At 71.5% G+C, this 26,590-nt stretch carries 24 protein-coding genes; 12 read left to right on the forward strand and 12 right to left on the reverse strand.

From position 1 onward, the window contains the following. The first annotated feature begins 44 nt into the window (after nucleotides 1-44). Both HDC37_RS08275 and HDC37_RS08280 read left to right on the forward strand, forming a co-directional pair. A complete protein-coding gene (locus HDC37_RS08275; protein ID WP_179559929.1) occupies nucleotides 45-1,283 on the forward strand; it encodes an amidohydrolase in 1,239 nt (412 codons plus the stop codon). A 3-nt stretch (nucleotides 1,284-1,286) separates the two neighbouring features. Next, nucleotides 1,287-1,604 (forward strand): hypothetical protein, encoded by a 318-nt coding sequence (locus HDC37_RS08280; RefSeq protein WP_179559930.1) that lies wholly within the window; start codon nucleotides 1,287-1,289, stop codon nucleotides 1,602-1,604. On the opposite strand, the gene HDC37_RS08285 is transcribed toward HDC37_RS08280, so the two are convergent. Genes HDC37_RS08285 through HDC37_RS08295 form a run of 3 tightly spaced genes read right to left on the reverse strand, consistent with a single transcriptional unit; the run spans nucleotide 1,566 to nucleotide 4,283 of the window. Beyond that, complete coding sequence (locus HDC37_RS08285) at nucleotides 1,566-2,456, reverse strand: hypothetical protein (RefSeq protein ID WP_179559931.1); 891 nt, start codon at nucleotides 2,454-2,456, stop codon at nucleotides 1,566-1,568. The genes HDC37_RS08280 and HDC37_RS08285 overlap by 39 nt on opposite strands. A gap of 34 nt (nucleotides 2,457-2,490) precedes the next feature. Further along, nucleotides 2,491-3,855 (reverse strand): MFS transporter, encoded by a 1,365-nt coding sequence (locus HDC37_RS08290; RefSeq protein ID WP_257021376.1) that lies wholly within the window; start codon nucleotides 3,853-3,855, stop codon nucleotides 2,491-2,493. Beyond that, on the reverse strand, nucleotides 3,852-4,283 hold the full coding sequence (locus HDC37_RS08295) for a MarR family winged helix-turn-helix transcriptional regulator (protein ID WP_257021377.1): 432 nt from the start codon (nucleotides 4,281-4,283) through the stop codon (nucleotides 3,852-3,854). The genes HDC37_RS08290 and HDC37_RS08295 overlap by 4 nt, the downstream gene beginning before the upstream one ends. A 702-nt stretch (nucleotides 4,284-4,985) precedes the next feature. Between HDC37_RS08295 and HDC37_RS08300 the strand changes: the two genes are divergently transcribed. Beyond that, nucleotides 4,986-5,834: an alpha/beta fold hydrolase gene (locus tag HDC37_RS08300; protein WP_179559932.1), complete on the forward strand. Its 849-nt coding sequence runs from the start codon at nucleotides 4,986-4,988 to the stop codon at nucleotides 5,832-5,834. 146 nt (nucleotides 5,835-5,980) lie between these two features. On the opposite strand, the gene HDC37_RS08305 is transcribed toward HDC37_RS08300, so the two are convergent. Continuing rightward, entirely contained in the window at nucleotides 5,981-7,498 is a 1,518-nt protein-coding gene (locus HDC37_RS08305; RefSeq protein ID WP_179559933.1) for a DEAD/DEAH box helicase, read from the reverse strand. Between the two features lie 267 nt (nucleotides 7,499-7,765). On the opposite strand from HDC37_RS08305, the gene HDC37_RS08310 reads away from it, so the two are divergent. The 3 genes from HDC37_RS08310 to HDC37_RS08320 are packed head-to-tail and all read left to right on the forward strand — an operon-like array spanning nucleotide 7,766 to nucleotide 10,888. After that, on the forward strand, nucleotides 7,766-8,815 hold the full coding sequence (locus HDC37_RS08310; RefSeq protein WP_179559934.1) for a biotin/lipoate A/B protein ligase family protein: 1,050 nt from the start codon (nucleotides 7,766-7,768) through the stop codon (nucleotides 8,813-8,815). After that, nucleotides 8,812-9,891 carry a site-specific DNA-methyltransferase gene (locus HDC37_RS08315; protein ID WP_308472143.1) on the forward strand — a complete coding sequence of 360 codons (1,080 nt, stop codon included), beginning with the start codon at nucleotides 8,812-8,814 and terminating at the stop codon, nucleotides 9,889-9,891. The genes HDC37_RS08310 and HDC37_RS08315 overlap by 4 nt, the downstream gene beginning before the upstream one ends. A gap of 10 nt (nucleotides 9,892-9,901) precedes the next feature. Then, on the forward strand, nucleotides 9,902-10,888 hold the full coding sequence (locus tag HDC37_RS08320; protein WP_179559935.1) for an LLM class F420-dependent oxidoreductase: 987 nt from the start codon (nucleotides 9,902-9,904) through the stop codon (nucleotides 10,886-10,888). Between the two features lie 527 nt (nucleotides 10,889-11,415). Here the strand turns inward: HDC37_RS08320 and HDC37_RS08325 are convergent. Then, complete coding sequence (locus HDC37_RS08325) at nucleotides 11,416-12,906, reverse strand: carboxylesterase family protein (protein ID WP_179559936.1); 1,491 nt, start codon at nucleotides 12,904-12,906, stop codon at nucleotides 11,416-11,418. Between the two features lie 117 nt (nucleotides 12,907-13,023). On the opposite strand from HDC37_RS08325, the gene HDC37_RS08330 reads away from it, so the two are divergent. From HDC37_RS08330 to HDC37_RS08340, 3 genes are read left to right on the forward strand one after another with little or no spacing between them, the layout of a single operon-like run. Then, nucleotides 13,024-13,875: a sugar phosphate isomerase/epimerase gene (locus tag HDC37_RS08330; protein WP_179560090.1), complete on the forward strand. Its 852-nt coding sequence runs from the start codon at nucleotides 13,024-13,026 to the stop codon at nucleotides 13,873-13,875. Beyond that, nucleotides 13,872-14,999, forward strand: a complete 1,128-nt coding sequence (locus tag HDC37_RS08335) for a Gfo/Idh/MocA family protein (RefSeq protein WP_179559937.1) — start codon at nucleotides 13,872-13,874, stop codon at nucleotides 14,997-14,999. Before HDC37_RS08330 ends, HDC37_RS08335 begins: the two co-directional genes overlap by 4 nt. 4 nt (nucleotides 15,000-15,003) lie before the next feature. Beyond that, the gene (locus tag HDC37_RS08340; protein ID WP_179559938.1) at nucleotides 15,004-15,597 is read left to right on the forward strand and encodes a TetR/AcrR family transcriptional regulator; all 594 of its coding nucleotides are present in this window, start codon (nucleotides 15,004-15,006) and stop codon (nucleotides 15,595-15,597) included. Nucleotides 15,598-15,644: 47 nt separating this feature from the next. Here the strand turns inward: HDC37_RS08340 and HDC37_RS08345 are convergent, their stop codons facing one another. The 3 genes from HDC37_RS08345 to galT form a co-directional block, all read right to left on the reverse strand. After that, on the reverse strand, nucleotides 15,645-16,481 hold the full coding sequence (locus HDC37_RS08345; protein WP_179559939.1) for an alpha/beta fold hydrolase: 837 nt from the start codon (nucleotides 16,479-16,481) through the stop codon (nucleotides 15,645-15,647). Nucleotides 16,482-16,592: 111 nt separating this feature from the next. Beyond that, nucleotides 16,593-17,798 carry a galactokinase gene (gene galK / locus HDC37_RS08350; RefSeq protein WP_179559940.1) on the reverse strand — a complete coding sequence of 402 codons (1,206 nt, stop codon included), beginning with the start codon at nucleotides 17,796-17,798 and terminating at the stop codon, nucleotides 16,593-16,595. Further along, nucleotides 17,795-19,009: a galactose-1-phosphate uridylyltransferase gene (gene galT, locus HDC37_RS08355; protein WP_179560091.1), complete on the reverse strand. Its 1,215-nt coding sequence runs from the start codon at nucleotides 19,007-19,009 to the stop codon at nucleotides 17,795-17,797. The genes galK and galT overlap by 4 nt, the downstream gene beginning before the upstream one ends. Before the next feature lie 98 nt (nucleotides 19,010-19,107). Here galT and HDC37_RS08360 point away from each other — a divergent pair, with 98 nt between their 5' ends. Then, a complete protein-coding gene (locus tag HDC37_RS08360; protein WP_179560092.1) occupies nucleotides 19,108-20,100 on the forward strand; it encodes a LacI family DNA-binding transcriptional regulator in 993 nt (330 codons plus the stop codon). A gap of 110 nt (nucleotides 20,101-20,210) precedes the next feature. Here the strand turns inward: HDC37_RS08360 and galE are convergent, their stop codons facing one another. The 4 genes from galE to HDC37_RS08380 form a co-directional block, all read right to left on the reverse strand. Further along, nucleotides 20,211-21,191, reverse strand: coding sequence for a UDP-glucose 4-epimerase GalE (gene galE, locus HDC37_RS08365; protein WP_179559941.1), 981 nt, complete (start codon nucleotides 21,189-21,191; stop codon nucleotides 20,211-20,213). 36 nt (nucleotides 21,192-21,227) lie between these two features. Then, nucleotides 21,228-21,785, reverse strand: a complete 558-nt coding sequence (locus HDC37_RS08370; protein WP_179559942.1) for a LacI family DNA-binding transcriptional regulator — start codon at nucleotides 21,783-21,785, stop codon at nucleotides 21,228-21,230. Between the two features lie 94 nt (nucleotides 21,786-21,879). Continuing rightward, nucleotides 21,880-23,520, reverse strand: coding sequence for a phosphoglucomutase (alpha-D-glucose-1,6-bisphosphate-dependent) (gene pgm, locus HDC37_RS08375; protein ID WP_179559943.1), 1,641 nt, complete (start codon nucleotides 23,518-23,520; stop codon nucleotides 21,880-21,882). Between the two features lie 61 nt (nucleotides 23,521-23,581). Continuing rightward, nucleotides 23,582-24,538 (reverse strand): LysR family transcriptional regulator, encoded by a 957-nt coding sequence (locus HDC37_RS08380; RefSeq protein WP_179559944.1) that lies wholly within the window; start codon nucleotides 24,536-24,538, stop codon nucleotides 23,582-23,584. Between the two features lie 72 nt (nucleotides 24,539-24,610). Between HDC37_RS08380 and HDC37_RS08385 the strand changes: the two genes are divergently transcribed. Beyond that, nucleotides 24,611-25,576 (forward strand): EamA family transporter, encoded by a 966-nt coding sequence (locus HDC37_RS08385; protein ID WP_179559945.1) that lies wholly within the window; start codon nucleotides 24,611-24,613, stop codon nucleotides 25,574-25,576. A gap of 5 nt (nucleotides 25,577-25,581) precedes the next feature. Then, entirely contained in the window at nucleotides 25,582-26,556 is a 975-nt protein-coding gene (gene pheA / locus HDC37_RS08390; RefSeq protein WP_179559946.1) for a prephenate dehydratase, read from the forward strand. Nucleotides 26,557-26,590: the final 34 nt, after the last annotated feature.

Here is a 26,590-nt window from a genome sequence, read left to right on the forward strand (position 1 = left end):
TGGCGAGCGGCGGCGGCCCCACGCCGCCCGCCTAGGGTGGAGGGATGTCTGACGCACTCGCGATCACCGGTGGTTACATCGTCCCCATCGTCGGGGACCCGATCGACGGGGGGACGGTGGTCATCACGGGCGGGGTCATCACCGCCGTCGGAGGCGCCACGACCGACATCCCCGAGGGCGCCCGCGTCGTCGACGCGACGGGGAAGTGGGTGCTTCCCGGGTTCGTCGAGGCCCACGGTCACCTCGGCGTCCATGAGGACGGCGAGGGGTGGTCGGGCAACGACACCAACGAGATGACCGATCCCGACGGCTCCCGTTTCCGGGCGCTCGACGGCATCGACATCGAAGAGGTCGGTTTCCGCGACGCGCTTCGGGGCGGGGTGACGACCGCGGTCATCAAGCCCGGGTCGGGAAACCCCATCGGCGGGCGCACGGTGGCCATGAAGACGTGGGGCGGCCGGACGGTCGACGAGCAGGTGCTGGCGCACGACGTGTCGGTCAAGTCCGCCCTCGGCGAGAATCCCAAGCGCGTCTACGGAGAGAAGAAGCAGACGCCCTCCACGCGGCTCGGCGTGGCGGCGGTGCTGCGTCAGGCGTTCGTCGAGGCGCGCACGTACGCCGAGAAGCGCGCGGCAGCCGCGACGAAGGGCGAGCCGTTCGAGCGCGATCTCGGCAAGGAGACCCTTGCGGCCGTCCTCGACGGCGACCTGCTGTGGGACCAGCACTGCCACCGCCACGACGACATCGCCACCGCCATCCGCCTCTCCGAGGAGTTCGGCTACCGCCTCGTCGTCAATCACGGCACCGAGGGGCACAAGATCGCCGACGTGCTGGCGGAGAAGGACATTCCGGTGATCTTCGGCCCGATGCTCACCTCGCGCTCCAAGGTCGAACTCCGCGACCGCGCGATCGGCAACCTCGCGCTCATCGCCGCCGCCGGCGTGCGAGTCGCGATCACCACCGACCACCCCGTGGTGCCGATCGAGCAGATCCGGCTGCAGGCGATCCTCGCCGTCCGCGAGGGTCTTCCCGCCCGGACGGCGCTCGAGGCGCTCACCGTGAATCCGGCGTCGATCCTGCGCCTGGACGATCGCGTGGGGGCGCTCGCCGAGGGCCTCGACGGCGACGTCGTCGTGTGGTCGGGCGATCCGCTCGACGTCGACTCGGCCGTCGAGCAGGTCTTCATCGGGGGCGCGCCCGTGCTCGAGCCCGCGGGCGACGATCCCGCACCGCGGGTGGTGGAGCGCTGGGAGCGCTTCGGCCGGCGTTCGTGGACGGCCTGAGACGTGGATGCCGCGCCGGCGCCGGCCGACCCGCCGCCCACCACGCGACGGGTCGAGCTCACGCTGCGCACGCCCGCGCTGAGGCTCTGGGGCGGCATCCGTCCGACCCTGGTGATCGGGGGCCGCGGTCAGCCGGTGCAGTGGGGCGTCGGAACCTGGCAGGTCGCCGCCGACCAACCCGTCGAGCTGGAGGTGTTCCTCTACGCGCGGGGATGGCGCTTCGGAGATGCCCGGGTGGTGCTCGCTCCGGCCGATCCACCCGCCCTGGCCTATCGCGCGCCGTCACTGCCGTTCGGCCGTGGGCGGTTCACCTCCGTCTGAGCGTTTCGCGTCGTCATCCGTCCGCGTCAGTCCCACGGGGAGCCCGGCCGCGCGACGAGCGGCGCGGTCGACCCGCTGCGTGCGGACGATGAAGACCACGAGGCCGATCCCGACGGGGATGAGGGCGAGACCGACGAGCCAGGCCGCGTCTGCGAGATACCACCCCGGGTCGGTGAAGAACCGCAGCGCGTTCTGCGCCCGCTCGACCCATGACCCTCCGCGTGCGTCGTTTCCTCCCCACACGATGAGCGTCGGGATGAGGAAGACCAGCGTGAGAACCCACGCCAGCGCGATGTTGGCGCGACGCACCTGCGCGGCGTAACGGGGGGTCACGTCGTTCATGTTCGCCGCGGCGAAATCCCGCGGGCGTCGGTAGGCGAAGACGAGCACGACGAGGAGGGATGCCACAAGCCCGGCGAGCATGCCGAGAAACCACCCGGCGAGGAACGGCAGCACGAACGGGTGGGGCTCTTCGAACCAGTAGTGGAAGCCGCTGGCGCGGCGTGAGGCGGCCATGGTGTCGGCGACGGCGGGTACCCAGGTGGTGAGGTATCCCGCGACAGCGGTGAGCAGGGCGACGAGGGGGCTGTAGATCATCGTGCGGCGGAACGCGTCGAGGAGGTTGCCGCCGCGACGCCAGACCACCTGGAGCACGACGGCGAAGGTGGCGAGCACGGGTCCTGCGAACATCCCGTTCCCGATCAGCGCATCGCCGCCGACGTCGGCCGCGGCGAACACGGTGGACACGAAGGTGAGGATGACGGCGAGCACCGTCACGGTGACGACGAAAGGGTTCGTCAGAAGCTCACGGAGCGGGGCGAAGGGCTTCGCCTCGTCGTTCTCGGAGCGCATCCCGACATCCTCTCAGGCCGCACGCGGCGCCGCGTCAGCCGGCGCGGCGGGCGGGAGCCTGACCGCGCTTGTCGCCGATCGGCAACGTGATCGGCGTGGTCTCGGCGACCTCGTCGCTGAACTCCTCAGGCGAGGCCTGCACCACCGACAGCGGGCGGGTCTCGTCGATCGTCAGGCGGAAGCGCGCGTTCTCGCGGCGGTGCAGGCGGCCGGAGACGATGAGCCAGGTGGCGCCGATCGCGAAAGCGACGAAGCCCGCACCTGCGCCGAGCAGGATCGCAGCGCGAGGGCCGAACTCCGCGGCGACCCAGCCGACGATCGGCGCGCCGATCGGCGTGCCGCCCATGAGGATCGCCATGTACAGAGCCAGCACGCGGCCGCGCAGCGCCGGGTCGGTCGTGGTCTGGACGTACCCGTTCGCGGTGGTCAGCATCGTCACGACGGCGAATCCGGTGAACATGAGCGTCACGGCATACAACCAGTACACGGGCATGAACGCCGACACGACGGCGGCGCCCACGAACAGCAGCGCTCCGCCGATGACGACGCGGATGCGGGCCCGGTCGCGGCGCGCAGCCAGCAGGGCGCCGAACAGCGACCCGATCGCGAGGATCGAGCTGAGGAGGCCGTATCCGTCGGCGTCGCGGCCGAACTCCAGCGCCATCGTCGACGCGAAGATCGGGAAGTTCATGCCGAAGGCGCCCAGCAGGAACACCATCGAGAACGTCACGATGAGGTCGGGGCGGCGGGCCACGTAGCGGAAGCCGTCCGCCAGCCGCGCTGCCCCGGGCGCCTTCGCACGGGGTATGAGCTCGTGCGGGCGGATGAGGGCGAGCGCGACGATCATCGCGAGGAATGTGGCGCCGTTGAGCAGGAACACCCACCCGGTGCCGACCGCGACGATGACGACCCCGGCGACGGCGGGACCGATCATCCGAGCGCCGTTGAACGATGCCGCGTTCAGGGCCACGGCGTTCGAGGCGTTCTCGCGCGCCACCAGATCCGACACGAAGGCCTGCCGGGCGGGGTTGTCGAAGGCGGCGATCACGCCGAGCGCGAGCGCGAAGGCGTACATGAGCCACAGCGTCATCACGCCGACGAGAAGCAGGATGCCGATGATGATGCCGAGCGCCATCAGGAGGCTCTGGGTCACCACGAGCAGCCGCCGCCGATCGAACCGGTCGGCGACCCAGCCCGTCACGCCGACGAGGAGGAGCGGCGGCGCGAACTGCAGGGCCATCGTCACGCCCATCGCCGCGGCGTCGTTGTCGGTCAGCTGCGTGAGAACGACCCAGCTGAGCGCCGTGGCCTGCATCCACTGACCGATGTTCGACACCAGTGCGCCGATGAACCACACCCGGTAATTGAAGATCGAGAACGAACGGAACATCGCGCTCATCGGTCGGCCACCTTTCGCATGAGGTCCGCCGCCTCGGCGAGGAGGTGCCGCTCGGCCGGTGTCAACTCCGACAGCGCCTGTTCGAGCCACGCGTCGCGGCGACGGACGGTCTCCTCGACGACCTCGAGGCCGGCGGGGGTCAGGGTGATGTTGACCTTGCGCCGGTCGGCGTCATCCGGAGTCCTGGTGAGGTAGCCGGCCTCCTCGAGGCAGTTCACGGTCCGGTTCATCGAGGGGGCGGTGACCCGCTCGCGCTCGGCGAGTTCGCCGAGGGTGTGGGAGCCGAACATCTTCAGCACCGCGAGGACGGCGAACTGCCCGTCGCTCATGCTGTCGATCGCGCGTTCGGCGCGGAGTCTGCGGGCGAGGCGGAAGGTCGCCATGCGGAAGTCGGATGCCTCGTCGGACAGGTTCTCGGGTGCGCTCATGTGTTTACTTAGCATAGCTCATTAGTTCTGCTAAAGGTCTGGGTTGCCGCCGGGCGGAGCGACCGGTGCCGCGCCCTCCACCGGCCAGCGCGCCGCGCGTCGCCCCCCGCGGCCGGTCCGCGCGCCGCGCGTCGCCCCCGCGGCCGGTCCGCGCGCCGCGCGTCGCCCCCGCGGCCGGTCCGCGCGCCGTGCGCCGCCCCCGCGGCCGGTCCGCGCGCCGTGCGCCGCCCCACTCCCACTTCGTTCGTCGCATATGCACGGCAGCAGGGCTCCGCGGCGTACATATGCGACGGACGAAGCCGGGGGACGGTGTGGGGCGCGGCGTCGCGCCGGTCGGCCCGCCGCGGCGCAGTGCGCGGCCGGCCCGCCGCAGCCCGGGCCTCCGCCGACCGCCGCACCCTTAGGCGCCCCACCCGACCTCGCCCCGGACGGACGCCCCCCGTTCGTTCGTCGCATATGTACGGGAGCGGAGCCCCGCGGCGTACATAAGCGACGAACGATATGCGGGGACGCGGGTGGGGCGCGCGATACGTACGACGGCAGAGGGAGGGGCAGCGAGGGAAGGGGGAGAAGGGGCGAGGGGAGAGGGGAGAGGGAAGGTGCAACGACGCGAGGGGAGGGACGACACGTCGGAGAGCTACCCCGACGGCAGGGCGAGAACCGGGCGGATGGTGCGGGCGCGCACGCCGTTAGGCTCGACGCATGCCCGAGTTCATCGACGCACACGGCATCACCATCCAGTACGACCTGCACCCTGCATCCTCCCCCCGGGGAGTCGTGCAGCTCCTCCACGGCGTCGGTGAACACGTCGGCCGGTACGGCGCCCTGATCGGCGCCCTCGTCGGCGCGGGCTGGACCGTGTACGCCGCGGACCACCGCGGCCACGGCCGGACCGGAATGGCGCAGCACAGGGACGATGCGTCCCGACTCGGACACCTGGGCGTCGGCGGCGTGCGGGCCACGATGGCAGCGATCTGGCAGCTCACCCAGACGATCCGCGAGGACAACCCCGGTCTGCCGCTCGTGGTGTTCGGGCACTCCGGCGGATCGTTCCTCGCTCAGATGCTCCTCGACGAACACCCCGACGCGATCGATGCGATGATCCTCTCCGGATCAGCCTTGCGCACCGTCCGCGACCTCCGGGCTGTCAACCTCAACAAGCGGTGGAACGGCCCTGAGGCGACGGGGCTCGAGTGGCTGGCATCGGACCCCGCGGTGGGTCGTGCGTTCCGCGCCGATCCACTGACCACCGAGGCGACCCCGATGCAGCTGTTCGGTCCGATCGAGGTGCTGAAGATCATGGGCAGGCCTCGGCGCAATCTCGGCCACGACATCCCGATGCTCCTCATGGTGGGGCGAGACGATCCCGTCGGCGGACCGCGCAGCGTCCACAAGCTCGCCGCCGCCTACCGCGAACGTTCGGGGCTCACCGACGTGACGACGCTCGTCTACCCGGACGTGCGACACGAGATCCTCCAGGACCGCACGCAGGCCGAAGTGCGCGCCGATCTCCTGGCGTGGCTCGATGCGCGATTCGCCGCGCGGGACTGAGCCGCGGCGGAGCTCCCGACCGGCGCCGTCGTCGGAGAATCACCGCGTTGTCGGAGAATCCCTGAAGGATCCCCCGACATTCGCGCCATTCTCCGACGGTGGAGACGGAAGAAGAGCGGATGCCGCGGCGCGGCCCTGCGCTCGACTCAGCCGCGCGCGCGGCGCGGCCGGCGGGTGCCCCGCTGGATGTCGGCGACGGTGCTGCCGGTGGTGAAGCGAGGCGTCGTCTGCGTGCGGCCGCCGCTCGCGGCCTGACCCGCGCGAGCTTTCGACTGACCCGACCGCGAACCGCCGGCCGTCGAGCCGGCGGAGCGCTCGCCGGACTGCGCCGAGCGCTCGCCCGCGGGTCGGCGTCCACGGGAGCGCCCGCGTCCGCCGCCTCCGGCGCTGTCGGCGTTGCGGGCCGCGCCGGAGGCGCTGCCCGAGCGGGTCCGACCGCGTCCGCCGCCGTTGCCCCCGCCGTTCGACGGCGCGACGACGGGAGTCGGCGTGACGTGCTCGGCAACCGCGCCGACGAGGGACGACACCGTGGCGTCATCGGCTGAGACCTGCTCGAGAGGCGCGGCGACCTGGGCCTTGCGCAGCAGGTCGCCGACCTCGCGACGCTGATCGGGGGTCGCGACGGTGACGACGACACCCTCCGCGCCCGCACGCGCGGTGCGGCCCGAACGGTGCAGGTACGCCTTGTGCTCGACCGGCGGGTCGACGTGCACCACGAGCTCGACCTCGTCGACGTGCACGCCGCGCGCGGCGACATCCGTCGCGACGAGCACGCGCACGCCGCCCTGGTCGGCGGGGGCGCCGAAGGCGGCGAGGTTGCGCTCACGGGCGTTCTGGCCGAGGTTCCCGTGCAGGTCGACCGCGGGGATGCCCGCGGCGGTGAGCTGCTTGGCCAGCTTCTTGGCCTGGTGCTTCGTGCGGGTGAAGAGGATGCGACGCCCGCGGCCCGATGCGAGGTGGCGCACGAGCGCGGCCTTGCCGTCGGAGGGCACGACGAACACGCGGTGGGTCATGACGCCGGCGGGCACGCTCTCCTCGTCGACCTCGTGACGCACCTCGTTCTGCAGGAAGCGGCGGACGAGCGCGTCAACGCCGCGGTCGAGGGTCGCGCTGAACAGCAGCCGTTGCCCACCCTGCGGGGTGGCGGCGAGGATGCGCGTCACGCCGGGAAGGAACCCGAGGTCGGCCATGTGGTCGGCCTCGTCGAGTACGGCGATCTGCACCGCATCCAGTCGGATGACGCCCTGCTTCATGAGGTCTTCCAAGCGGCCGGGGCAGGCCACGACGATGTCGACGCCGCGGTTCAGGGCCTGCTCCTGCGGCTTCTGGCTGACGCCGCCGAACACGGTGGTGACGGTGAGGTTCGCTGCCGCGGCGAGCGGCGCGATCGTCGCGGCGATCTGCGTTGCCAGCTCACGGGTGGGAGCGAGGACGAGGCCGCGGGGCCGGCGCGGCTCGCGGCGACCGCCGGCCAGGCGGGCGACGAGGGGCAGCGCGAAGGCGATGGTCTTGCCGCTGCCGGTGCGGCCGCGGCCGAGCACGTCGCGCCCCGCGAGGGAGTCGGGGAGCGTGTCGCGCTGGATGGCGAAAGGCTCGGTCTTACCGTCCGCGGTGAGGACGGCAGCGAGGTTCTCGGGCACGCCGAGGGAGGTGAAAGAAGACATGGATGCTTTCGATGAGGCTCGACGCCGCGAAGCGAGCGACGAGCAGAAGGAGGCGACGGCGCGGGATCGCGCATCGGTTCGCCGTTCGTCGTATGGCGGATCGGGGAACCAGCCGGTGGCCTCGCGAGAGGCGGGAGCGTGACGACGACGCAGCGGCAAGGAACTGCCGCGGGTCAACCGTAGCAGGCCGGGGGCCGGCGAAGCTGAACGCGCCCCGCACCAGCCCGCGCCGCGCCCGGCCCGTGGGCCCGCGGCTAGGCTGAGGCCATGCACGGCGAGTACAAGGTCCCCGGCGGAAAACTCGTGGTCGTTGACCTCGAGGTGCAGGGCGGCCGCATCGCCGACTTCCGCCTCGCGGGCGACTTCTTCCTCGAGCCCGACGACGCGCTGCCCCTCATCGACGCCGCCGTCACCGGGCTTCCGGTGGAGACGGATGTCGCGGGCATCGCCCTCGCGGTGCGCTCGGCGCTCCCCGAGGGGGCGCAGCTGCTGGGCTTCACTCCCGAGGCTGTCGGCACCGCCGTGCGTCGTGCCCTCGTGACCGCCCCCGGGTGGCGCGACTTCGACTGGGAGGTCATCCACGACGCCCCGGTCTCGCCCCGCATGAACCTCGCCCTCGATGAGGTGCTCACCGAACGCGTCGGCGACGGGCGGCGCCGCCCGACCCTGCGACTGTGGGAGTGGAACGAATCGGCCGTGGTGATCGGCTCGTTCCAGTCGTACCGCAACGAGGTCGACCCCGAGGGCGCGAACCGTCACGGCTTCGACGTGGTCCGGCGCATCTCGGGCGGCGGGGCGATGCTCATGGGTGCCAACTCGATCGTCACGTACTCCCTCTACGTGCCGGCTTCGCTTGTGGCGGGGATGACCTTCGCCGACTCCTACGCCTTCCTCGACGACTGGGTGCTGCAGGCGCTGCGGTCGCTCGGGGTCGAGGCGGTCTACCAGCCGCTGAACGACATCGCCTCCCCGGAGGGCAAGATCGGCGGCGCCGCGCAGAAGCGGCTCGCCAACGGCGGGGTGCTCCACCACGCCACCCTCAGCTACGACATGGACGGCCGGGTGATGACCGAGGTGCTCCGCATCGGCCGCGAGAAGCTCAGCGACAAGGGCACGGCGTCGGCGGCGAAGCGGGTCGACCCCCTGCGGCGACAGACGGGCCTCGCACGCGAGGCCATCATCGAGCGCTTCATCGAGACCTTCACCACGCTCTACGGCGCGGAACCGGGCACGGTCACCGACGAGGAGTACGCCGCGGCTCAGGCGCTCGTCGACAGCAAGTTCGCCACCTCCGCCTGGCTGCACCGCGTGCCGTGACCACCCCGCCTCAGCCCGCAGCGCCGCGCGGCTCGGTCATCGTGCACCACGGCGACAACCTCGACATCATCCGGGCCTTCCCCGATGCGTCGTTCACGCTGATCTACCTCGACCCGCCCTTCAACACCGGACGGATGCGGGAGCGCAGCGTCGAACGCGCCCGCGCGTTCCTCCCTGAGTCCCCCTCCCCCTCACCGTCCTCCGCGAGAGCGCAACGGGGCGCCGAGGATGCGGAGTCCACCCGCATTCTCGGCGCGCAGATGCACTCTCGCGGCCGGGGCGGGGACGGGGACGGGGCCGGGGACAGGGACGGGGCCGGGGACGGGGCCGGGGGCGAGGTGGGGGTCGTCCGGCGCGGGTTCCACGGGCGCGAGTACGAGCGGCTGCGCGGCGACCTCCGCACCTACGACGACCGGTTCGATGACTACTGGGGGTTCCTCGAGCCGCGCCTGGTAGAGGCCTGGCGTCTCCTCGCTCCCGACGGCACGCTGTACCTGCACCTCGACTTCCGCGAGGCGCACTACGCCAAGGTGCTGATGGACGCCCTGTTCGGCCGCGAGAACTTCCTCAACGAGCTCATCTGGGCCTACGACTACGGGGCGAAGACCCGGCGCCGCTGGCCGACCAAGCACGACACGATCCTCGTCTACGTCAAGGACCCCGACCGCTACTGGTTCGACTCCGACGGTGTCGATCGCGAGCCCTACATGGCCCCCGGCCTCGTCACCCCCGAGAAGGCCGCGCGCGGCAAACTCCCGACGGACGTCTGGTGGCACACCATCGTCCCCACCACCGGCCGGGAGAAAACGGGCTACCCCACGCAGAAGCCCGAGGGGATCCTCCGCCGCATCGTCCAGGCGTCCAGCCGCCCCGGCGACCGGGTGCTCGACTTCTTCGCCGGAAGCGGCACGACCGGCGCGGTCGCGGCATCCCTCGGTCGCCATGCGGTGCTCGTCGACGACAACCCCGCCGCGATCGAGGTGATCCGCCGCCGCATCCCCGACGCCGAGTCGGCGGCATCCGCCCCTCTCGATCAGGGCGCGCGATCGGATCCCGCCCTGGAGCCGCTCCCGTAGGCTGAGGCCCGTGCGATACGGACTCTTCATCCCCCAGGGCTGGCGCCACGACCTCGTCGACATCGACCCCGCAGATCAGTGGCGGGTGATGCGCGAACTCGCGCAGCACGCCGACCGGGGTCCCTGGGAGTCACTGTGGGTCTACGACCACTTCCACACCGTCCCCGTGCCGAGCGAGGAGGCGACGCATGAGGCATGGACGCTCATGGCGTCGTTCGCCGCCGTCACCGACCGCATCCGCCTCGGGCAGATGTGCACGTGCATGGGGTACCGCAACCCCGCCTATCTTGCGAAGGTCGCCGCCACCGTCGACATCGTCTCGGGCGGACGCACCGAGATGGGCATCGGCGGCGGCTGGTACGAGCACGAGTGGCGGGCCTACGGCTACGGGTTCCCGAAGATCGGCGATCGCCTGGGCATGCTCGAGGAGGGCGTGGAGATCATGCGCCAGGCCTGGACCACCGGCACCGCCACGTTCCACGGCCGTCACTACGACGTCGACGGCGCCCTCGTGCGCCCGCTGCCGCTTCAGGACGGCGGCATTCCGCTGTGGATCGCCGGCGGTGGCGAGAAGGTGACCCTGAAGATCGCGGCGAAGTACGCCCAGTACACCAACTGGTCGAGCGACCCCGAGGAGTTCACCCGCAAGGACGAGATCCTGCGCGCGCATGCCGACGACATCGGTCGCGACCAGGCCGAGATCGTGCGGTCGGCGAACTTCAACACCGTCATCGGCGAGAACGAGAAGGATGTCGCGGCGCGACTCGATCGCATCGAGCAGCGCGTCGCGCCCTACCTCGGGGACCGGACGGCGGCCTTCATGGCGGAATACCACTCCGGCCGCGGCCTCGTCGGCACCCCCGAGCAGGTCGCCGAGCGCCTCGCCGCGCTGCGCGAACGCGGCCTCGGCTACGCCATCCACTACTTCCCCGAGCACGCGTACGACCGATCAGGTGTGAGCGAGTTCGAGCGCCAGGTCATCCCGGCGCTGCGGTGAGGCGCAGGCCCAGGCCCAGGCCCGCTCTTCGCGCTCGCGAGGATTTTCGCGCTCCTGAGGATCGGATGCTGCGGGAATCTCCTCGTGAGCGCGGATCTCCGCCTGACCGAGGAATCACGCGTGTGCCCCTTCCCGGAAGGGTTCTCGCGCTCCCGAGGATTTTCGCGCTCCTGAGGATCCCGCACCGCCCGGTGATCCTCGTGAGCGCGGATTTCCGCGTGGGGGAGGAATCGCGCGTCTGCCCCTTCCCGGAAGGGTTTTCGCGCTCCCGCGGACTTTCGCGCTCCTGAGGATCCCGCACCGCCTGGCGATCCTCGTGAGCGCGGATTCCCGCGTGACCGAGGAATCACGCGTCTGCCCCTTCCCGGAAGGGTTCTCGTGCTCTCGAGGATTTCCGCGCTCCTGAGGATCCCGCACCGCCCGGCGATCCTCGTGAGCGCGAAAATCCTCGCGGAGGAGGGTCACACGAGCGCGGCCACGCCCGCGAAGGAGGGTCACACGAGCGCGGCGACCCTCGCGGAGGAGCGTCACACGAGCGCAGCGACGCCCGCGAACGCGTCGCGCACCACATCGGGTGCGGACGCGGGTCCGCCGAAGACACGCGCCGTTCCCGGCGTGCTCGCCCAGGTCGGCCACCCCGGGTCGCCGTCGCGGATGAGCGCCACCGCCGAACCGTGGACGGCGTCGGCGAGAGACCGCGGCGGGCTGTCGCCCGCGATCGCGGCGACGCCGTCGAGGTCGAGGCCGTCGAACCAGAACGGCACGTCGAGGCAGTGCAGCGACCACCTGCGCGTCGGGGAGGGCCACGAGAAGGCGTACACCCAGGTGTCGGCGTCGCCGCGCGCCTCGGCGGCGCGCACCACGGTCGAGCGGAAGATGCTGTCGCTGATGAAGCGGCCGATCAGGGCTGCCCCGCCCGTGCGCCGCTGAGGCCCGTTCGCGGTGAGGTAGGCCCTGACGACCTCGCGGCCGACGCCGATCCGTCGCAGCAGGAGAGCAGGCGGGATCAATCGCAGCGGCACGCGGAGGCCGTCCGTGATCATCGTGAACTCGTCGTCCGTCGCCCCGACGACGAGCGCCTTCTCCCCGCCCACGCCGGCGCGAAGCGACTCGATCGTCGCGCGGGGGAGGAGATCGCCGTCGACGACGGGCCCCCAGGGGAGTCCGTCGCGGAGGATGCCGGTCAGGGGCGCCAGCGGATCCTTCGACGCCACCTTCGCGGCATCCCGTTGCCGCGCGAGCAAGTGCTCCTCGGGAACGGAGCGGAACCCTTCGAGGGTGGCGGGGACGCCCGCCAGGTCGGCGAGTCGCTTCGAGCGCTCCCGTGCAAGCGACGCCGGGACGTCGCCGAGGGCGGGCGAGAGCGCCCACGCGGCGTGGAAGAGGTGCTGGGCCGCCGGCATGCCGAGAAGGGTGAGCACCGCCCCGCCGCCGGCGGACTGACCCGCGATCGTCACGCGCGACGGATCGCCGCCGAAGTCGCGGATGTGCCGCTGCACCCACTCCAGCGCCGCAAGCCAGTCGCGGACACCGCGGTTGCTCGGCGCGCCGGGGATCTCACCGAACCCGTCGAAACCGAGGCGGTAGGAGATCGAGACGGTGACGACCCCGTCGCGGTTGAACGCGCGCCCGTCGTACCAGGGGCTCGCCGGCGACCCCGAGGTGAACCCCCCGCCGTGGATGTAGACCAGCACGGGCAGAGCCGCCTCGGCGTCACCGGGGCGGGGCGTGAAGACATTGACGTTCAGGGTCGATTCGCCGTCGACCGAGGGCTCGGGGATCAGCGTGATGCCGGTGTCACCGCGCTGCGCCGTCGCGCCGTACGTGGTCGCGTCGCGCACGCCCTCCCAGGGTGCGACCGGGACCGGGGCGGCGAAGCGGCGTTCGCCGACGGGGGGCTCGGCGAAGGGGATGCCGAGGAAGGCAGCGGATGCTCCGGGGTCGCCCGGCTCCCCCCGCCACACGCCCCGCACCGCGCCGCAGGAGAGGGTGATGACCGCATCGTTCACGGTGGTCATCGTACGGCGTGCGCGCCACCGACTCCGGAGGAGAAAACCTCCACGTGGAGGTTTTCTGGTAGCCTCGGCTCCAACGTCCCGATCGGCCGACGAGCCGACGTGAGAGAAGAGGTCGCGATGGCGCATCCGGAAGCCCTGCCCGAAGCCCTGCCCGAAGCGTCGGTCCAGCTGTACACCCTGGCCGAGCAGTTCACCGCCGATCCCCGCCGATCGCTCGACCGCCTCGCTGAGATCGGGCTCCGCCACGTCGAGGCGTTCGCGTTCGTCGACCGACCCGACGAGATCCGTGCGGCGCTCGATGCCAGCGGGCTGGACGCCCCCACCGGGCACGCGCCGCTTCTCAGCGACGAGCTGTGGACCCCCGACGGCGCGATCCCCACGCCCGCTCCCGAGGTGGTCCTCGAGGCCGCCGCGCGCATCGGTGTGCAGACCGTGATCGATCCCTTCGTCCCGGTGGACCGCTGGCTCACCGAGGACAGCGTCGCCGAGCTTGCGGAGCGCCTGAACCGGGTCGTCGACCTCGCAGCGACGTTCGGGCTCACCGTGGGGTACCACAACCACTCGCAGGAGTTCGTCGCGAGCTTCGACGGGGTGACGGCCTATGAGCGCTTCGTCGCGCTCACCGATGCCCGCATCGCGCTCGAACTCGACCTGTACTGGGCCGCGGCCGGCGGGCAGGACGTGCCCGCGCTCGTCTCGCGGTTGGGCGGGCGGCTGCTGGCCGTGCACGTGAAGGACGGCGCCGTTCCGGCATCCAATCCCTTCGCCCCCGACGCCCCCGCCTTCGGGTCGGGCACGCTCGCGCAGCGCCATGCCGGCACGGGCGACGTGCCTCTCGCCGCGGCGCTCCGCGCCGGCGAGGGCGCGATCCGCTATGCGGTCATCGAGTACGACAACCCGCCGGGCGACGTCTTCGACGACATTGCCGCGAGCCTGGCCTTCCTTCGCGACGGGGGGTTCGTCCGATGAGCGGTGCGGTCGGGGTCGGCGTCATCGGCGCCGGGGTCATCAGCGACACCTACCTCGAGAACCTGCAGTCCTTCCCCGACGTGGACGTCGTCATCGTCGGTGACCTCCTCGTCGACCGTGCCGAGGCGCAGGCCCGGAAGCACGGCGTCCGGGCCTGGGGCACCGTCGACGACGTGCTGGCCAACCCCGACGTGCAGGTCGTGGTGAACCTCACGATCCCCGCCGCGCACATCGAGGTGTCGATGCGGGCGGTCGCGGCCGGCAAGCACGTGTGGACCGAGAAGCCCATCGGTCTCGATCGCGAGGGCGCCGCCGAGCTCCTCGCCGCCGCGGCGGCCGCGGGCCTGCGCGTCGGCTCGGCGCCCGACACCATCCTCGGACCCGGCTTCCAGACGGCCAAGCGCGCGATCGCCGCGGGTGTGATCGGCGAACCGCTCTTCGCGCAGACGCTGTTCCAGACGCAGGGGCCCGACCTCTGGCATCCGGCACCGCAGTTCCTCTTCGCCAAGGGCGCCGGCCCGCTGCTCGACATGGGGCCGTACTACTTCTCGGGGCTGGTCAGCCTCTTCGGCCCGGTCAATCGGGTGTCGGCTGTCGGGCGGAAGGCACGCGCGGAGCGCGACATCCACACCGGACCGCTCGCGGGCACCTCGTTCCCGGTGGAGGTACCCACGACGGTGCAGGTCGTCACCGGCTTCGAGAGCGGACAGCAGGCGCAGAGCCTGCTGAGCTTCGACTCCGCGCTCGAGCGCACGGGCGTGTTCGAGGTGCACGGCACCGAGGGCTCGATCGTGCTGCCGGACCCCAACCAGTTCGCCGGGCGCATCGCGTACGTGAAGCCGCTGGGGGTGCTCCGAGACGGCATGAGCGTCGAGCAGGAGTGGATCGACATCGCGCAGGAGGGTGTGGTCGTCGGCCGCGGGCTGGGCCTTCTCGACATGGTGCGCGCGGTCGCCGGCGGGCGACCCCACGTCGCGAGCGGAGACCTGGCGCTGCACGTCCTGGACGTCATGCTCTCGGCGGAGCAGTCGATCGAGACGGGCGAGTCCGTCCGTGTGGCGAGCACCGTCGACCCCGTGCCCGTCGTGGACGCGGACTTCGACCCGTTCGCCCGGACCCTCTGAACGGATGACCGCGGAACCGGCGTCGCCGGAGAGCCGGGGCGTCTCGCCGAAGGGCATCGCGCGGCGGCAGGAGATCCTCGATCGTGCGATCGAGGTCTTCGCCCGCCGAGGGTCGGACCGCACGAGCCTCCGCGCGATCGCCAGCGAGGTGGGGGTGACCCACGCTGCCCTCCGGCACTACTTCGGATCTCTCGAGGAGCTGCTGGTCGAGGTCTACCGCGAGTCGCAGCGGGAGCGCGCCGTGCCCCTGGCCTCCGAGATGACCCCGACCGAGCTCATGCGTCTCTCGGCCGAGCGCAACCGCGAGATCCCGGGCCTCGTGCAACTGTACTCGACCCTCGTCGCCGCCGCTCTCGAGGACGACCGCCCCGTCGCCCGCGAATTCGTCTCGACCCGCTTCGCGCGACTGCGCGAGGAGCTCTCGACCCGCGTCCGGGAGAACCAGGCTCAGGGGCGGATGCGCGTCGACGTCGATGCCGACGACGTCGCCGCCCTCGTCATCGCCGCCTCCGACGGACTTCAGTCGCAGTGGCTGCTCGAACCCAGCCTCGACCACGCCCGCATCCTCGCCGTGCTCGAACGGCTCCTCGCGCCCTGACGCGACGCTGGGTGCCGGCGCTTCGCTGTGCGCGCCGTCGCCCGGCTTCAGGACGCGAGGAATCGCAGCAGCGCCTCGTTGACCTCGTCGCCGTGGGTCCAGAGCATCCCGTGCGGGGCGCCCTCGATCTCGACGTAGGTCGCGTCCGGGAGCATCTCGCGGAACCGGCGACCCGTGGCGTCGATCGGCAGAATGTTGTCGGCGGTCCCGTGGACGATGAGGGTCGGGACGTCGATCTTGGCGATGTCGGCGCGGAAATCGGTCGGCCATGTCAGCGGGGCCGCCGCGATCGCGGTGTTCCCCGCGCGGTTCGCGGTCTGGATGCTGGCATCCACGGCTTCCTGCGAGATGCGGGAGCCGAGGGTGTCGTCGAGGTTGTAGAAGTCGTGGAAGAAACCGGTCAGGAACGCGTACCGGTCCTTCTTCACCGCGGCCGCGGTCTCGTCGAAGAACTCCTGCGGCGCGGCACCGTCGGGATTGTCGTCGGTCTTGAGGAGGAAGGGCTCGAGCGAGCCCAGGAACGCGGCCTTCGAGACCTGCCCGCTGCCGTAGTGGGCGAGGTAGCGGGCGATCTCGCCGGTGCCCATCGAGAATGCCACGAGCACGGCGTCGGCGAGGTCGAGGCGCTTCATCAGGGCGTCGAGGTCGGAGGCGAAGGTGTCGTAGTCGTACCCCGTGCCCACCTTGCTCGAGCCGCCGAAACCGCGTCGGTCGTACGCGATGACGCGGTACCCGGCGTCGAGCAGCGCGGCCTGCTGCTTGTTCCACGACTCTCCGTCGAGGGGGAAGCCGTGGATGAGCACGACCGCCTGCCCCGATCCCTGGTCGGTGTAGAAGAGCTGGATATCGGCAGAGTTGTCGGTTCCGACGGTGACGAAGGCCATGCGAGTTTCCCTCTTTCCGGTGGCGGCGCCGGGTGGCGCCATCCGCCAGCGTAGGACGGGGGATGCCACGGCGGCAGGTCTTGCGCGGGGTGGGGTGGGGGAGTAGACCGGTCAGCTCTCGCGGCGCGCGCCGTCGGCAGCGGTGACCGGGAAGATCGTCGGCGCGGCGAAGCCGCGCTCGACGAAGGTCCGCGTCACCGCGTCGGTCACCTCGGCGATGCGATCGCGGTCCACGAGGGCGATCGCCGCTCCGCCGAACCCGCCGCCGGTCATCCGCGCGCCGATCGCTCCGGCCTCGACGGCCGCGTCGACGGCCGCGTCGAGCTCGGGAACCGAGATCTCGAAGTCGTCACGCATCGACGCGTGCGAGGCGAGGAGAAGATCGCCGATCGATCGCGGACCGTTGCTTCGCAGCATCCGCACCGTATCGAGCACCCGCTGATTCTCGGTGACGACATGACGCACGCGCCGGAAGGTGACGTCGTCGAGCTCGCGCTCGGCGCGGTCGAGGTCGTTGATGTCCAGATCGCGGAGTGACGTGACCCCGAGCGCTGCCGCACCCGCCTCGCAGGAGGCGCGGCGCTCGCCGTAGCCGCCCGAGGCGTGCGAGTGCTGCACGCGCGTGTCCATCACGAGCAGGGTCAGTCCGGCGGCGTCGAACCCGAGGTCGACGGTCTCGACCTCGAGGCTCCGGCAGTCCAGGAGGATCGCCGCGTCGGCGGCGCCCAGGATCGAGGCCATCTGATCCATGATCCCCGTGGGGGCGCCAACCGCCTCGTTCTCGGCGCGCCGCCCGGCACGCGCGAGGGCGGGGCGATCGAGGCCGAGCTGCCACAGATCGTTCAGAGCGACGGCGACGGCGCCTTCGATCGCCGCCGACGACGACAGGCCGGCGCCGACGGGCACGTTCGACGCGATCGCGATGTCGAGCCCGGCCGCGTGCGCGGCCGCCGCGTCGGGAGCGGCCGCCTGCAGCGCCCAGGCCACGCCGAGCGGATAGCGCGCCCACTCGGTGATGGACTCCCGCGCCTGCGGGAACAGGCCCTCGAGGTCGGCGAGGGCGACGGAGACCGGAGCATCGGCGAAGGTCGAGGTGACACGAAGGACGTTCTCGCTGTTCGGCGCCACGGCGGCGACCGTGCGGTGGGGGATCGCCAAGGGCAGCACGAAGCCGTCGTTGTAATCGGTGTGCTCGCCGATCAGGTTCACCCGTCCCGGGGACGACCAGACGCCGGCCGCGGGGGCGTCGGTGAGGCGGGTGAGGGCGTCGAGCGCCGCCTTCCGCGGGTCGAGGGCGTCGGGCGATGCAGCGGTCACAGTGCTTCCTCGGGGACGGATGCCACGGCGTCGCGCAGACGCTCGGCAGCGGACTCAGGGGGGATGTCGCCGATCCATGCGCCCATCGCCGCTTCGGATCCGGCGAGGAACTTCAGCTTGTCGGCGGCGCGACGAGGCGAGGTCAGCTGCAGGTGCAGGCGTGCGCTGTCGCGGGCGACGTGGACGGGCGCCTGGTGCCAGGCGGCGATGTAGGGGGTGGGCGAGTCGTACAGGGCGTCGATGCCGCGAAGCAGTCGCAGGTACAGCGGCGCGAGCTCGTCGCGCTCGTCGGAGCTGGTCTCGGCGAAGTCGGCGACGTGGCGATGGGGGAGCAGGTGCACCTCGATCGGCCAGCGCGCGGCGAAGGGGACGAACGCCGTCCAGTGCTCGCCGCTGAGGATCACGCGGCCGGACGCCCGCTCGCTGTCGAGGATGCGCGAGAAGAGGTCGGGCCCGGCCTTGTCCAGCGAGCGGAGGAGCTGCTGGGTACGCGGGGTGACGTAGGGGTAGGCGTAGATCTGTCCGTGCGGGTGGGCGAGCGTGACGCCGATCGCTTCGCCGCGGTTTTCGAAGGGGAAGACCTGCTCGATCCCGGGGAGGGCCGACAGGGCGGCGGTGCGGTCGGCCCACGCCTCGATCACCGTGCGGGCGCGGATGGGTGTCTGGGTGCCGAACGAGCCCTCGTGCGCGGGACTGAAGCAAACCACCTCGCAGCGGCCGACCGAGGTGCGGGTGCGGCCGAGCGCCAGGTCGTCGAGGTCGTCGAGCCCCTGCGGCGGGTCGGCGGCTGCGGGCGCGTCGTCGCGGGCGGTGCGCAGCGCCGGGCCGAACGAGGGAGATCGGTTCTCGAAGACGGCTACGTCGTAGCGCGAGGGGATCTCGGACGGGTTGGTCGGCGTCTGCGGGGCGAGCGGGTCGAGTTCGGCGGGCGGGAGGAAGGCGCGGTTCTGGCGGGATGCCGCCACCGAGATCCAGTCGCCGGTGAGCACGTCGAGGCGCATCGTGGCGGTCTCGGGCCGAGGATCCAGGGCGCGGGCGTCGACCGACCGTTCCGGGCCGAGCGTGGTGTCGGGATCGTCGAAGTAGATCAGCTCCCGACCGTCGGCGAGGCGGGTGGGGCGTTTCGTGACGCCGCCGGACAGCGTCTCGGCAGCGGGGATCGTCGACGGGGCCTCGGTCGACGGGGCATCGGTGGCGCCGAACTCCTGCATGTTCACGTCAACATGCTAGCCCGACCCCCGTGATAACGTCAACACGTCGCGAATCGCCGGAGTTGCGTCGGGGGGAGTGAGCCGTGCGTCGAGTGTCGATGGCCGATGTCGCCGCCGCTGCCGGGGTGTCGGGTCAGACCGTCTCCCGGGTCGTCAACGCCAGCCCGCGCGTGGATCCGGCGACGCGCGCACGGGTCGAGGAGGCCATGGCCCGGCTCGGCTACCGCCCGCACCGCGCCGCGCGCGCGCTGCGCACCGGCCGTACGCAGACGATCGGCCTCGTCGTCGCCACCCTCGCCACCGTGGGGAACTCCCGCATGCTCCAGGCGGTGGCGGCAGCCGCCGCCGGGCGAGGGTACGGCCTGGCCATCGCGACGGTCGCCGGACCGGAGTCCGCCGACGACGCGTTCGCCCGGCTCGCCGATCAGGGGGTCGACGGCGCTGTGGTGCTGAACGAGGCGACGCCGTTCGCGGCGGCGGTTCCCGCGGCGGCGGGCTTCCGCCTCGTGCTGGTCGACGCTCCCGCGGATCCCCGATCGAGCGCGACGGAGGGGTCGGGAGCGCACGTCGTCCAGACCGACCATGCCGCGGGCGCGGCCGCGGCCACCGCTCACCTGCTCGCCCTCGGTCATCGCCGCATCGCCCACATCGCCGGGCCCTCCGATTCGTTCGCCGCCCGGGAGCGGGAGCGGGGATGGCGGACGGCGCTCGCCGAGGCCGCGCTCGAGGCGCCCGTGCCGGTGCGCGGCGATTGGAGCGCAGCATCCGGTCATGCCGCCGCTGGGAGCCTCGGCGGTGCCACCGCCGTCTTCGTCGCCAACGACCAGATGGCCCTCGGCGCCCTGCGGGCCCTGGCCGACGCCGGCCACGATGTGCCGCGCGATGTCAGCGTGGTCGGCTTCGACGACATCGCCGACGCCGCCGAGTACCGTCCGCCGCTGACGACGGTCCGTCAGGACTTCGACGCTCTCGGTGCCCGCGCCGTCGAGGTGCTCCTCGACGATGTCGAGTCGGCGGCCGACACCGCGCCGGTCGTCGAGACGCTCACTCCGACCCTCGTCGTGCGCGACAGCACCGCTCCCCGGCGCTGACCCACGGACCGCTTCCCGGCGCTGACCCGTGCCGACGCCTCGATGTCGGGGTTTCCCACCCTCCGCAGCGGGTGCAGCTGATGCGGGCGTCGCGCGGCGCCAAGAGAGCGTCACGCTTCGGCGGCCCGCCGCGCCTCCCACCCCGTGCGGACCATCTCGTCGACGCTGTAGCTCATCTTCCAATCGAGGTCGCGGGCCGCGAGCTCTCCGGTTGCGACGATCCGGTCGGGGTCGCCGGGGCGACGCGGCCCGATCTCGGGGGTGAAGTCGATGCCGGTGACACGCACCATGGCGTCCATGATCTGGCGCACCGACAGGCCGTCGCCCGACCCCAGGTTGTAGGCGGCCTCGACCGGGTCGCCCGCCGCAAGGCGCTGCGCGGCGACCGCGTGCGCGGCGGCGATGTCGGCGACGTGGACGTAGTCGCGCACGTTCGTGCCGTCGGGGGTGTCGTAGTCATCGCCGTTGATGCGGGGGGTGCGTCGCTCGATCAGCGCCTCGAAGACGAGGGGGAAGAGGTTGTGCGGTGAGGTGTCGGAGACCGAACGGTCGCCCGATCCCACCACGTTGAAGTAGCGCAGCGAGGTGTGGCGGAGCGGAGCGGCCGACTCGGCGGTAGCGACCGCCTGATCGCGGATCAGCCACTCGCCGATGAGCTTCGACTCGCCGTACGGGCTCGCGGGGCGCTTGGGGAGGTCCTCGGTGACGAGCGGTACGTCGGGGGTGCCGTAGACCGCGGCGCTGGAGGAGAACACCAGGTTCGTCACCCCTGCCGCCTCCATCGCCTCGAGCACGATGCGCGTGCCCTCGACGTTCTGGGCGTACGTGTGCAGGGGCCGCTTCACCGAGACGCCGGCGTACTTGAAGCCCGCGACATGGATGACGCCGGTGACGGCGTGCTCGCGGAGCGTGTGCTCCATGAGCTCCCGGTCGAGGATGCTGCCGCGCACGAACGGGACGCCGTCGGGGATGAACCCCGGGTGACCGCTCGAGAGGTCGTCAATGACGACGGGGGGAAGGCCCGCGGCATCCAGTGCTCTGACGATGTGCGCGCCGATGTAGCCGGCTCCGCCGGTGACAAGCCAAGACATGGCTCCATCCTGCCCCACCTGGCGGCGAGGCCCGGATCAGTCCTCGGGAAGGTTGCGGATGACACGGATGGCGCGGGCCGCCTCCTCCGCATCATCGTCGATGCTCTCGGGCGCGAGCGTGACCACCCGCGTCCCCATGGCCTGCAGCGCGGTGATCTCTGCCGCTGCGGGACCTTCGGCCCCAGCGACGCCAGCCCCGAGGATCAGCCCCTGCGGCCGCTGGCCGCGAAGCGTCTGCAGGATCTTGCGCTCCCGCTCGGGGTCGCCGCAGGTCTCCGCCACGGTGAGGATCAGTCCCGCCGCCTCGGTTTCGCGCGACAGCGCACGGGTCAGCGCGCCGAATCCCTCATCGGTCATGTCGGTGACGACGAACGCCGTGATCGCCGAGGCGCCGCGCGCGATCGCCTGCGCGGCGACGTTCGCGGTGTAGCCGAGTTTCGTCGCAGCCGCCTCGACGCGGACCCGGTAGCTGTCGGCGACCTTGCGGTTCGAGCCGTTGAGAACGCGCGATGCAGTCGCCAACGACACCCCCGCTTCGCGGGCGACATCGTGGAGAGTGGGGGCACCTCGGGTAAGTGCGACGCTCTCGGTCACAGGGTCAGTGTATGCCCCACGGGGTCGACGTGGGCGGATGAATTCGGTACGCTCCGCCCGCGCGTCGGCGCAGGGTCGAAAAGGGGGCGGCGGATCAGCCGTCCAGGGCCGCCGCGACGACCGCCCGTGCCTCCTCCTGGACCTGTCGCAGGTGCTCTTCGCCGCGCAGCGACTCGGCGTACAGCTTGTAGACGTCCTCCGTGCCCGAGGGGCGAGCGGCGAACCACGCGTCGGCCGTCTGCACCTTCAGCCCCCCGATGGCCGCGTCGTTCCCGGGGGCGTGCGAGAGCTTCGCCGTGATCGGGTCGCCGGCGAGCTCGGTCGCCGCGACGGCGTCGGGCGACAGCTTCGCCAGCTTCGCCTTCTGCTCGGGGGTCGCCGGGGCGTCGACGCGCTGATAGGCGGATGACCCGAACTCGGCCTCGAGCTCGGCGTAGCGCTTCGACGGGGTCTTCCCGGTGACGGCGAGGATCTCGGCGGCGAGCAGGCACAGCAGGATGCCGTCCTTGTCGGTCGTCCACACCGTGCCGTCCTTGCGGAGGAAGGAGGCGCCCGCCGACTCCTCGCCGCCGAAGGCGACCGAGCCGTCGAGGAGCCCGGGGACGAACCACTTGAACCCCACCGGGACCTCGTAGAGAGTGCGGCCGAGGCCCGCGACGACCTTGTCGATGATCATCGATGACACCAGGGTCTTTCCCACCGCCGCTCCGGCGGGCCAGTTCTCACGGTGGGAGAAGAGATAGTCGATCGCAACGGCGAGGTAGTGGTTCGGGTTCATCAGGCCCGCGTCGGGGGTGACGATGCCGTGCCGGTCGGCGTCGGCGTCGTTCCCGGTGAGGATGTCGTAGTCGTGACGCTTCGCCACGAGCGACGCCATCGCCGACGGCGACGAGGGATCCATGCGGATCTTCTCATCCCAGTCCAGCGTCATGAACCGCCACGTCGGATCGACGTCGGGGTTCACGACCGTCAGGTCGAGCTCGTACATCTCGGCGATCCGCGCCCAGTACTCCACCGAGGCGCCCCCGAGCGGGTCGGCGCCGATGCGCACCCCGGCCGAGCGGATGACGTCGATGTCGATGATGGTGGCGAGGTCGCGCACGTACGCCTCGCGGAAGTCGTAGCTGCCCAGGGTGTCGGCGTCGATGTCGCTGTACTTCGTGCGCGCGACGCCCGCGAGACCGGCCGCGATCAGCTCGTTCGCGCGGTTCGCGATCCACCCGGTCGCGTCGGTATCGGCCGGCCCGCCGTGCGGCGGGTTGTACTTGAATCCGCCGTCGGCGGGAGGGTTGTGGCTCGGAGTCACCACGATGCCGTCGGCCCGCCCCGGGTCATCCGCGCTCTTCCCGCGGTTGTAGGTGAGGATCGCGTGGCTCAGTGCCGGCGTGGGGACCCACGAGTCGCGGGAGTCGACGCGGACGTCGACGCCGGAGGCGACGAGCACCTCGATCGCGCTCCGCTCGGCGGGGAGGGAGAGCCCGTGGGTGTCGCGACCGAGGAACAGCGGGCCCTCGATGCCCGCCATCCGGCGGTAATCGACGATCGCCTGCGTGGTGGCGAGGATGTGGTCCTCGTTGAAGCTCGTGTTCAGCGACGATCCGCGGTGACCGCTCGTGCCGAACGCCACGCGCTGCGCGGGGAGGGAGGCGTCGGGTCTGCGGTCGTAGTAGGCGGAGATGAGGGCGTCGATGTCGATGAGATCGGAGGCCTCGGCGGGCTGTCCTGCGCGCGTCATGTCCCCAGTCTGCCTGTTGCGACCGCTGGGGAACACCGCTCCCGTGCTCGACGCTCCTCTGCTATGCCCGCGTGTCTTCGAGGGCGGGCTCGGCGCCGCGCAGGGGGAACCGGCGCCGCGCCTCCGCGATGAGCGCTCCCAACGTGGCGTGCAGGGCCGGTGAGTCGGCCTGCGATCGACGGTGCACCGCGACGACGTCGCGGGTGGAGGCGGGGTCGACGGTGGGAATTGCGACGAGATCCGGGTCGAGATCGCCGCGACCGAGCCGCGGAACGAGCGCGACGGCGAGCCCCGCGCGCACCAGCTCGAGGTGACTGTGAAATTCCATCGACTCGTAGCCGATCCGCGGCGCATTCGGCACTCCGTCGAAGAGGCGGCGCAGCCACTGACGACAGATCGTCGACTCGAAGGTGGCCACCCATGTGTCGTCGGCGAGGTCGGCGGGTCTCAGCACCGGGCGGTCAGCGAGGGGATGATCGCGGCGGAGAATGACGTCGGCAACGTCCGTGAAGAGGGGTGTGACGACCAGGTGCTCAGGCATGCTCAGTGCGACGCCGCCCCACTGATGCACGATACCGAGATCCCGTTGCCCGGATGCCACCAGCGCGACCGTTTCCCACGGCTCGCTCTCGCGCACCGGAACCCTCAAGAGCGGATGACGCCCGACGAGCACCGCCAACGCCGGAGCGACCAAACCTCGCACTGCCGTCGAGAACGCCGCGATGCGCAACTCGCCCGTGATCGCGGCGTCCTCGCTCGCGGTGGCGTGCAGGTCGGCACGCAACCGCTCGAGGTCGGCGAGGATCGGTGTGGAGTGAACCACGAGGCGTGTTCCGGCATCGGTGAGGATCACACCGCGTCCGACGCGCTCGAGGAGGGGCACTCCCGTCTCCCGCTCGAGGCGCTTGACCTGCTGCGAGACCGCGGAAGGGGTGTACCCGAGGGCGCCCGCCGCTGCCGACACGCTGCCATGCGTGGCGACCGCCCGCAGTGAGAGGACGGCCTCGAGATCGATCATGAAGCAACGTTATCGAATTATCGGAAGATCACGTTGCTTGTGCTTAATCCGCGACCGCTCTGTACTGAGGACGTGAGCCGTCGTGACATGATCCTCGCCGCCGCCGTGGCATCCCTTTGGGGCTTCAACTTCCTCGTCATCGACTGGGGGATGACCGGCGTGCCACCCCTGCTGTTCGTCGCGATCCGATTCCTCCTCGTCGCGGCGTTCGCGGTGATCGTGCCGCCGCCGGCAACGTCGTGGCGAACGGTCGTCGGGGTCGGCCTGTTCATGAGCCTCGGCCAGTTCGGGCTGCTCTACACGTCTCTTGCACTCGGACTGAGCCCCGGTCTCTCCGCCCTGCTTCTGCAGGCGCAGGCGGTGCTGACCGTCGTGCTCGCCGCGGGGGTCCTTCGCGAGCGGCCGACGACGGCTCAGAGCCTCGGGGTCGCGCTCGGCGTCGTCGGGTTGGCGCTCGTCGCACTCGGCCGCGGCGGACAGGCTCCCGCATTCGCGGTCGCCCTGGCTCTCGCTGCCGCGCTGTCGTGGGCGATCGGTAACGTCATCGCCCGCCGCGCCGGTGTCGTGAGCGGCCGAGGACGGCTCGGAGCGCTGTCCCTCACCGTGTGGTCGGCGCTGGTGGTCCCCGTGCCCGCGCTCGGGCTTGCGTTCCTGATCGACGGGCCGGCCGCGGTCGTCGGAGGAGTCGCCGCGTTCGGCGTCGAGGCCGTGCTGTCGACGCTCTACACGGGGGTCCTCTGCACCCTCATCGGCTATGCCGTGTTCAACTCCCTGCTCGCCCGCAATCGGTCGGCGTCGGTCGTGCCGTGGGTTCTCCTCGCCCCCGTCGTCGCGATGGCGTCGGCGGCGCTTCTCCTCGGGCAGCTGCCCACCGCCGGTGAAGCCGTGGGCGGGGTCATGCTGATCGGCGGCGTCCTGGTCGCCTCCCGTCCGGCGCGGGGTCGACGGCGGCGGGCCCGCCACCGCCTCCGCGGCGCACCCGTCACCACCGGTCTTGCTGGCTCGCACCCGGTGGAAGAGGTGGCCCGGCTAGGCTGAACGCCGTGACTTCCGACGCCGCCGGGCCCGTGGCATCCGTTCCCCGCCGCCGGACCTACAGCTTCCTCGGACCGGCCGGCACCTTCACCGAAGCGGCGCTCGCCCAGGTGCCCGAAGCGCGTGGTCAGATCTGGCGACCGGTGCACAACGTCGGCGAGGCACTCGCCGATGTCATCGACGGCCGCGCCCACGCGGCGATGATCGCGATCGAGAACTCCGTCGACGGTGGCGTGTCCACCGCCCAGGATGCCCTCGCCACCGTCGCGGGGCTGCGCATCATCGGCGAGTACCTGGTGCCGGTCGACTTCGTCCTCGTCGGGCGCCGGGGGATGCGGGTGGACGACGTCTCTCTCATCGCCGCGCATCCGGTCGCCTACGCGCAGTGCCTGCAATGGCTGACGCGCACCCTTCCCACCCACGCGCACATTCCGGCATCCAGCAATGTGGCCAGCGCCCTCGGCCTCCTCGACGGCACCAGCGACGCAGACGCCGCGATCGCCCCCCCGGGGATCCTCGAGCATCACGACCTGGAGCTCCTGGCCGAGAAGATCGGCGACAACGCCAACGCGGTGACCCGATTCGTGCTGGTGGGGAAGACCGTCGCCCCGCCCGAGCCGACGGGCGCGGACAAGACCTCGCTCATCGTCGAGCTTCCCGACGATCGCCCGGGGGCGCTGCTGGAGATGCTGGAGCAGTTCGCCACCCGGGGGATCAACCTCTCGCTCCTGGCCTCGCGCCCGATCGGCGACGAGCTCGGCCGCTACCGCTTCGTCATCGACGCCGACGGGCACGTCCACGACGAGCGGATGGCCGATGCGCTCATGGGTCTTCGCCGCTTCAGTCCGAAGGTGATCTTCCTCGGCTCGTACCCGCGGGCCGACCGCGCGGTCGTGCGCTACCCAGACCGCTACTCCGACGATGTCTTCGTCGAGGCGCGCGACTGGCTGCGGGGCCTTCTCAGCGGCGAGCCCGAGGGCTGACCCGCCGCGTCCTCCCGCCGGTCGGCTGCTCGCC

It is taken from the genome of Microbacterium sp. AK009, assembly GCF_013410955.1.
GTDB lineage: Bacteria > Actinomycetota > Actinomycetes > Actinomycetales > Microbacteriaceae > Microbacterium.

What these genes read in the sequence shown, in the direction of transcription:
- HDC37_RS08275 (WP_179559929.1), top strand. Translation starts at nt 45, where the DNA reads ATGTCTGACGCACTCGCGATCACCGGTGGTTACATCGTCCCCATCGTC.
- HDC37_RS08285 (WP_179559931.1), bottom strand. Translation starts at nt 2,456, where the DNA reads ATGCGCTCCGAGAACGACGAGGCGAAGCCCTTCGCCCCGCTCCGTGAG.
- HDC37_RS08290 (WP_257021376.1), bottom strand. Translation starts at nt 3,855, where the DNA reads ATGAGCGCGATGTTCCGTTCGTTCTCGATCTTCAATTACCGGGTGTGG.
- HDC37_RS08295 (WP_257021377.1), bottom strand. Translation starts at nt 4,283, where the DNA reads ATGAGCGCACCCGAGAACCTGTCCGACGAGGCATCCGACTTCCGCATG.
- HDC37_RS08300 (WP_179559932.1), top strand. Translation starts at nt 4,986, where the DNA reads ATGCCCGAGTTCATCGACGCACACGGCATCACCATCCAGTACGACCTG.
- HDC37_RS08305 (WP_179559933.1), bottom strand. Translation starts at nt 7,498, where the DNA reads ATGTCTTCTTTCACCTCCCTCGGCGTGCCCGAGAACCTCGCTGCCGTC.
- HDC37_RS08310 (WP_179559934.1), top strand. Translation starts at nt 7,766, where the DNA reads ATGCACGGCGAGTACAAGGTCCCCGGCGGAAAACTCGTGGTCGTTGAC.
- HDC37_RS08325 (WP_179559936.1), bottom strand. Translation starts at nt 12,906, where the DNA reads ATGACCACCGTGAACGATGCGGTCATCACCCTCTCCTGCGGCGCGGTG.
- HDC37_RS08330 (WP_179560090.1), top strand. Translation starts at nt 13,024, where the DNA reads ATGGCGCATCCGGAAGCCCTGCCCGAAGCCCTGCCCGAAGCGTCGGTC.
- HDC37_RS08335 (WP_179559937.1), top strand. Translation starts at nt 13,872, where the DNA reads ATGAGCGGTGCGGTCGGGGTCGGCGTCATCGGCGCCGGGGTCATCAGC.
- HDC37_RS08340 (WP_179559938.1), top strand. Translation starts at nt 15,004, where the DNA reads ATGACCGCGGAACCGGCGTCGCCGGAGAGCCGGGGCGTCTCGCCGAAG.
- HDC37_RS08345 (WP_179559939.1), bottom strand. Translation starts at nt 16,481, where the DNA reads ATGGCCTTCGTCACCGTCGGAACCGACAACTCTGCCGATATCCAGCTC.
- galT (WP_179560091.1), bottom strand. Translation starts at nt 19,009, where the DNA reads ATGCAGGAGTTCGGCGCCACCGATGCCCCGTCGACCGAGGCCCCGTCG.
- HDC37_RS08360 (WP_179560092.1), top strand. Translation starts at nt 19,108, where the DNA reads ATGGCCGATGTCGCCGCCGCTGCCGGGGTGTCGGGTCAGACCGTCTCC.
- galE (WP_179559941.1), bottom strand. Translation starts at nt 21,191, where the DNA reads ATGTCTTGGCTTGTCACCGGCGGAGCCGGCTACATCGGCGCGCACATC.
- pgm (WP_179559943.1), bottom strand. Translation starts at nt 23,520, where the DNA reads ATGACGCGCGCAGGACAGCCCGCCGAGGCCTCCGATCTCATCGACATC.
- HDC37_RS08380 (WP_179559944.1), bottom strand. Translation starts at nt 24,538, where the DNA reads ATGATCGATCTCGAGGCCGTCCTCTCACTGCGGGCGGTCGCCACGCAT.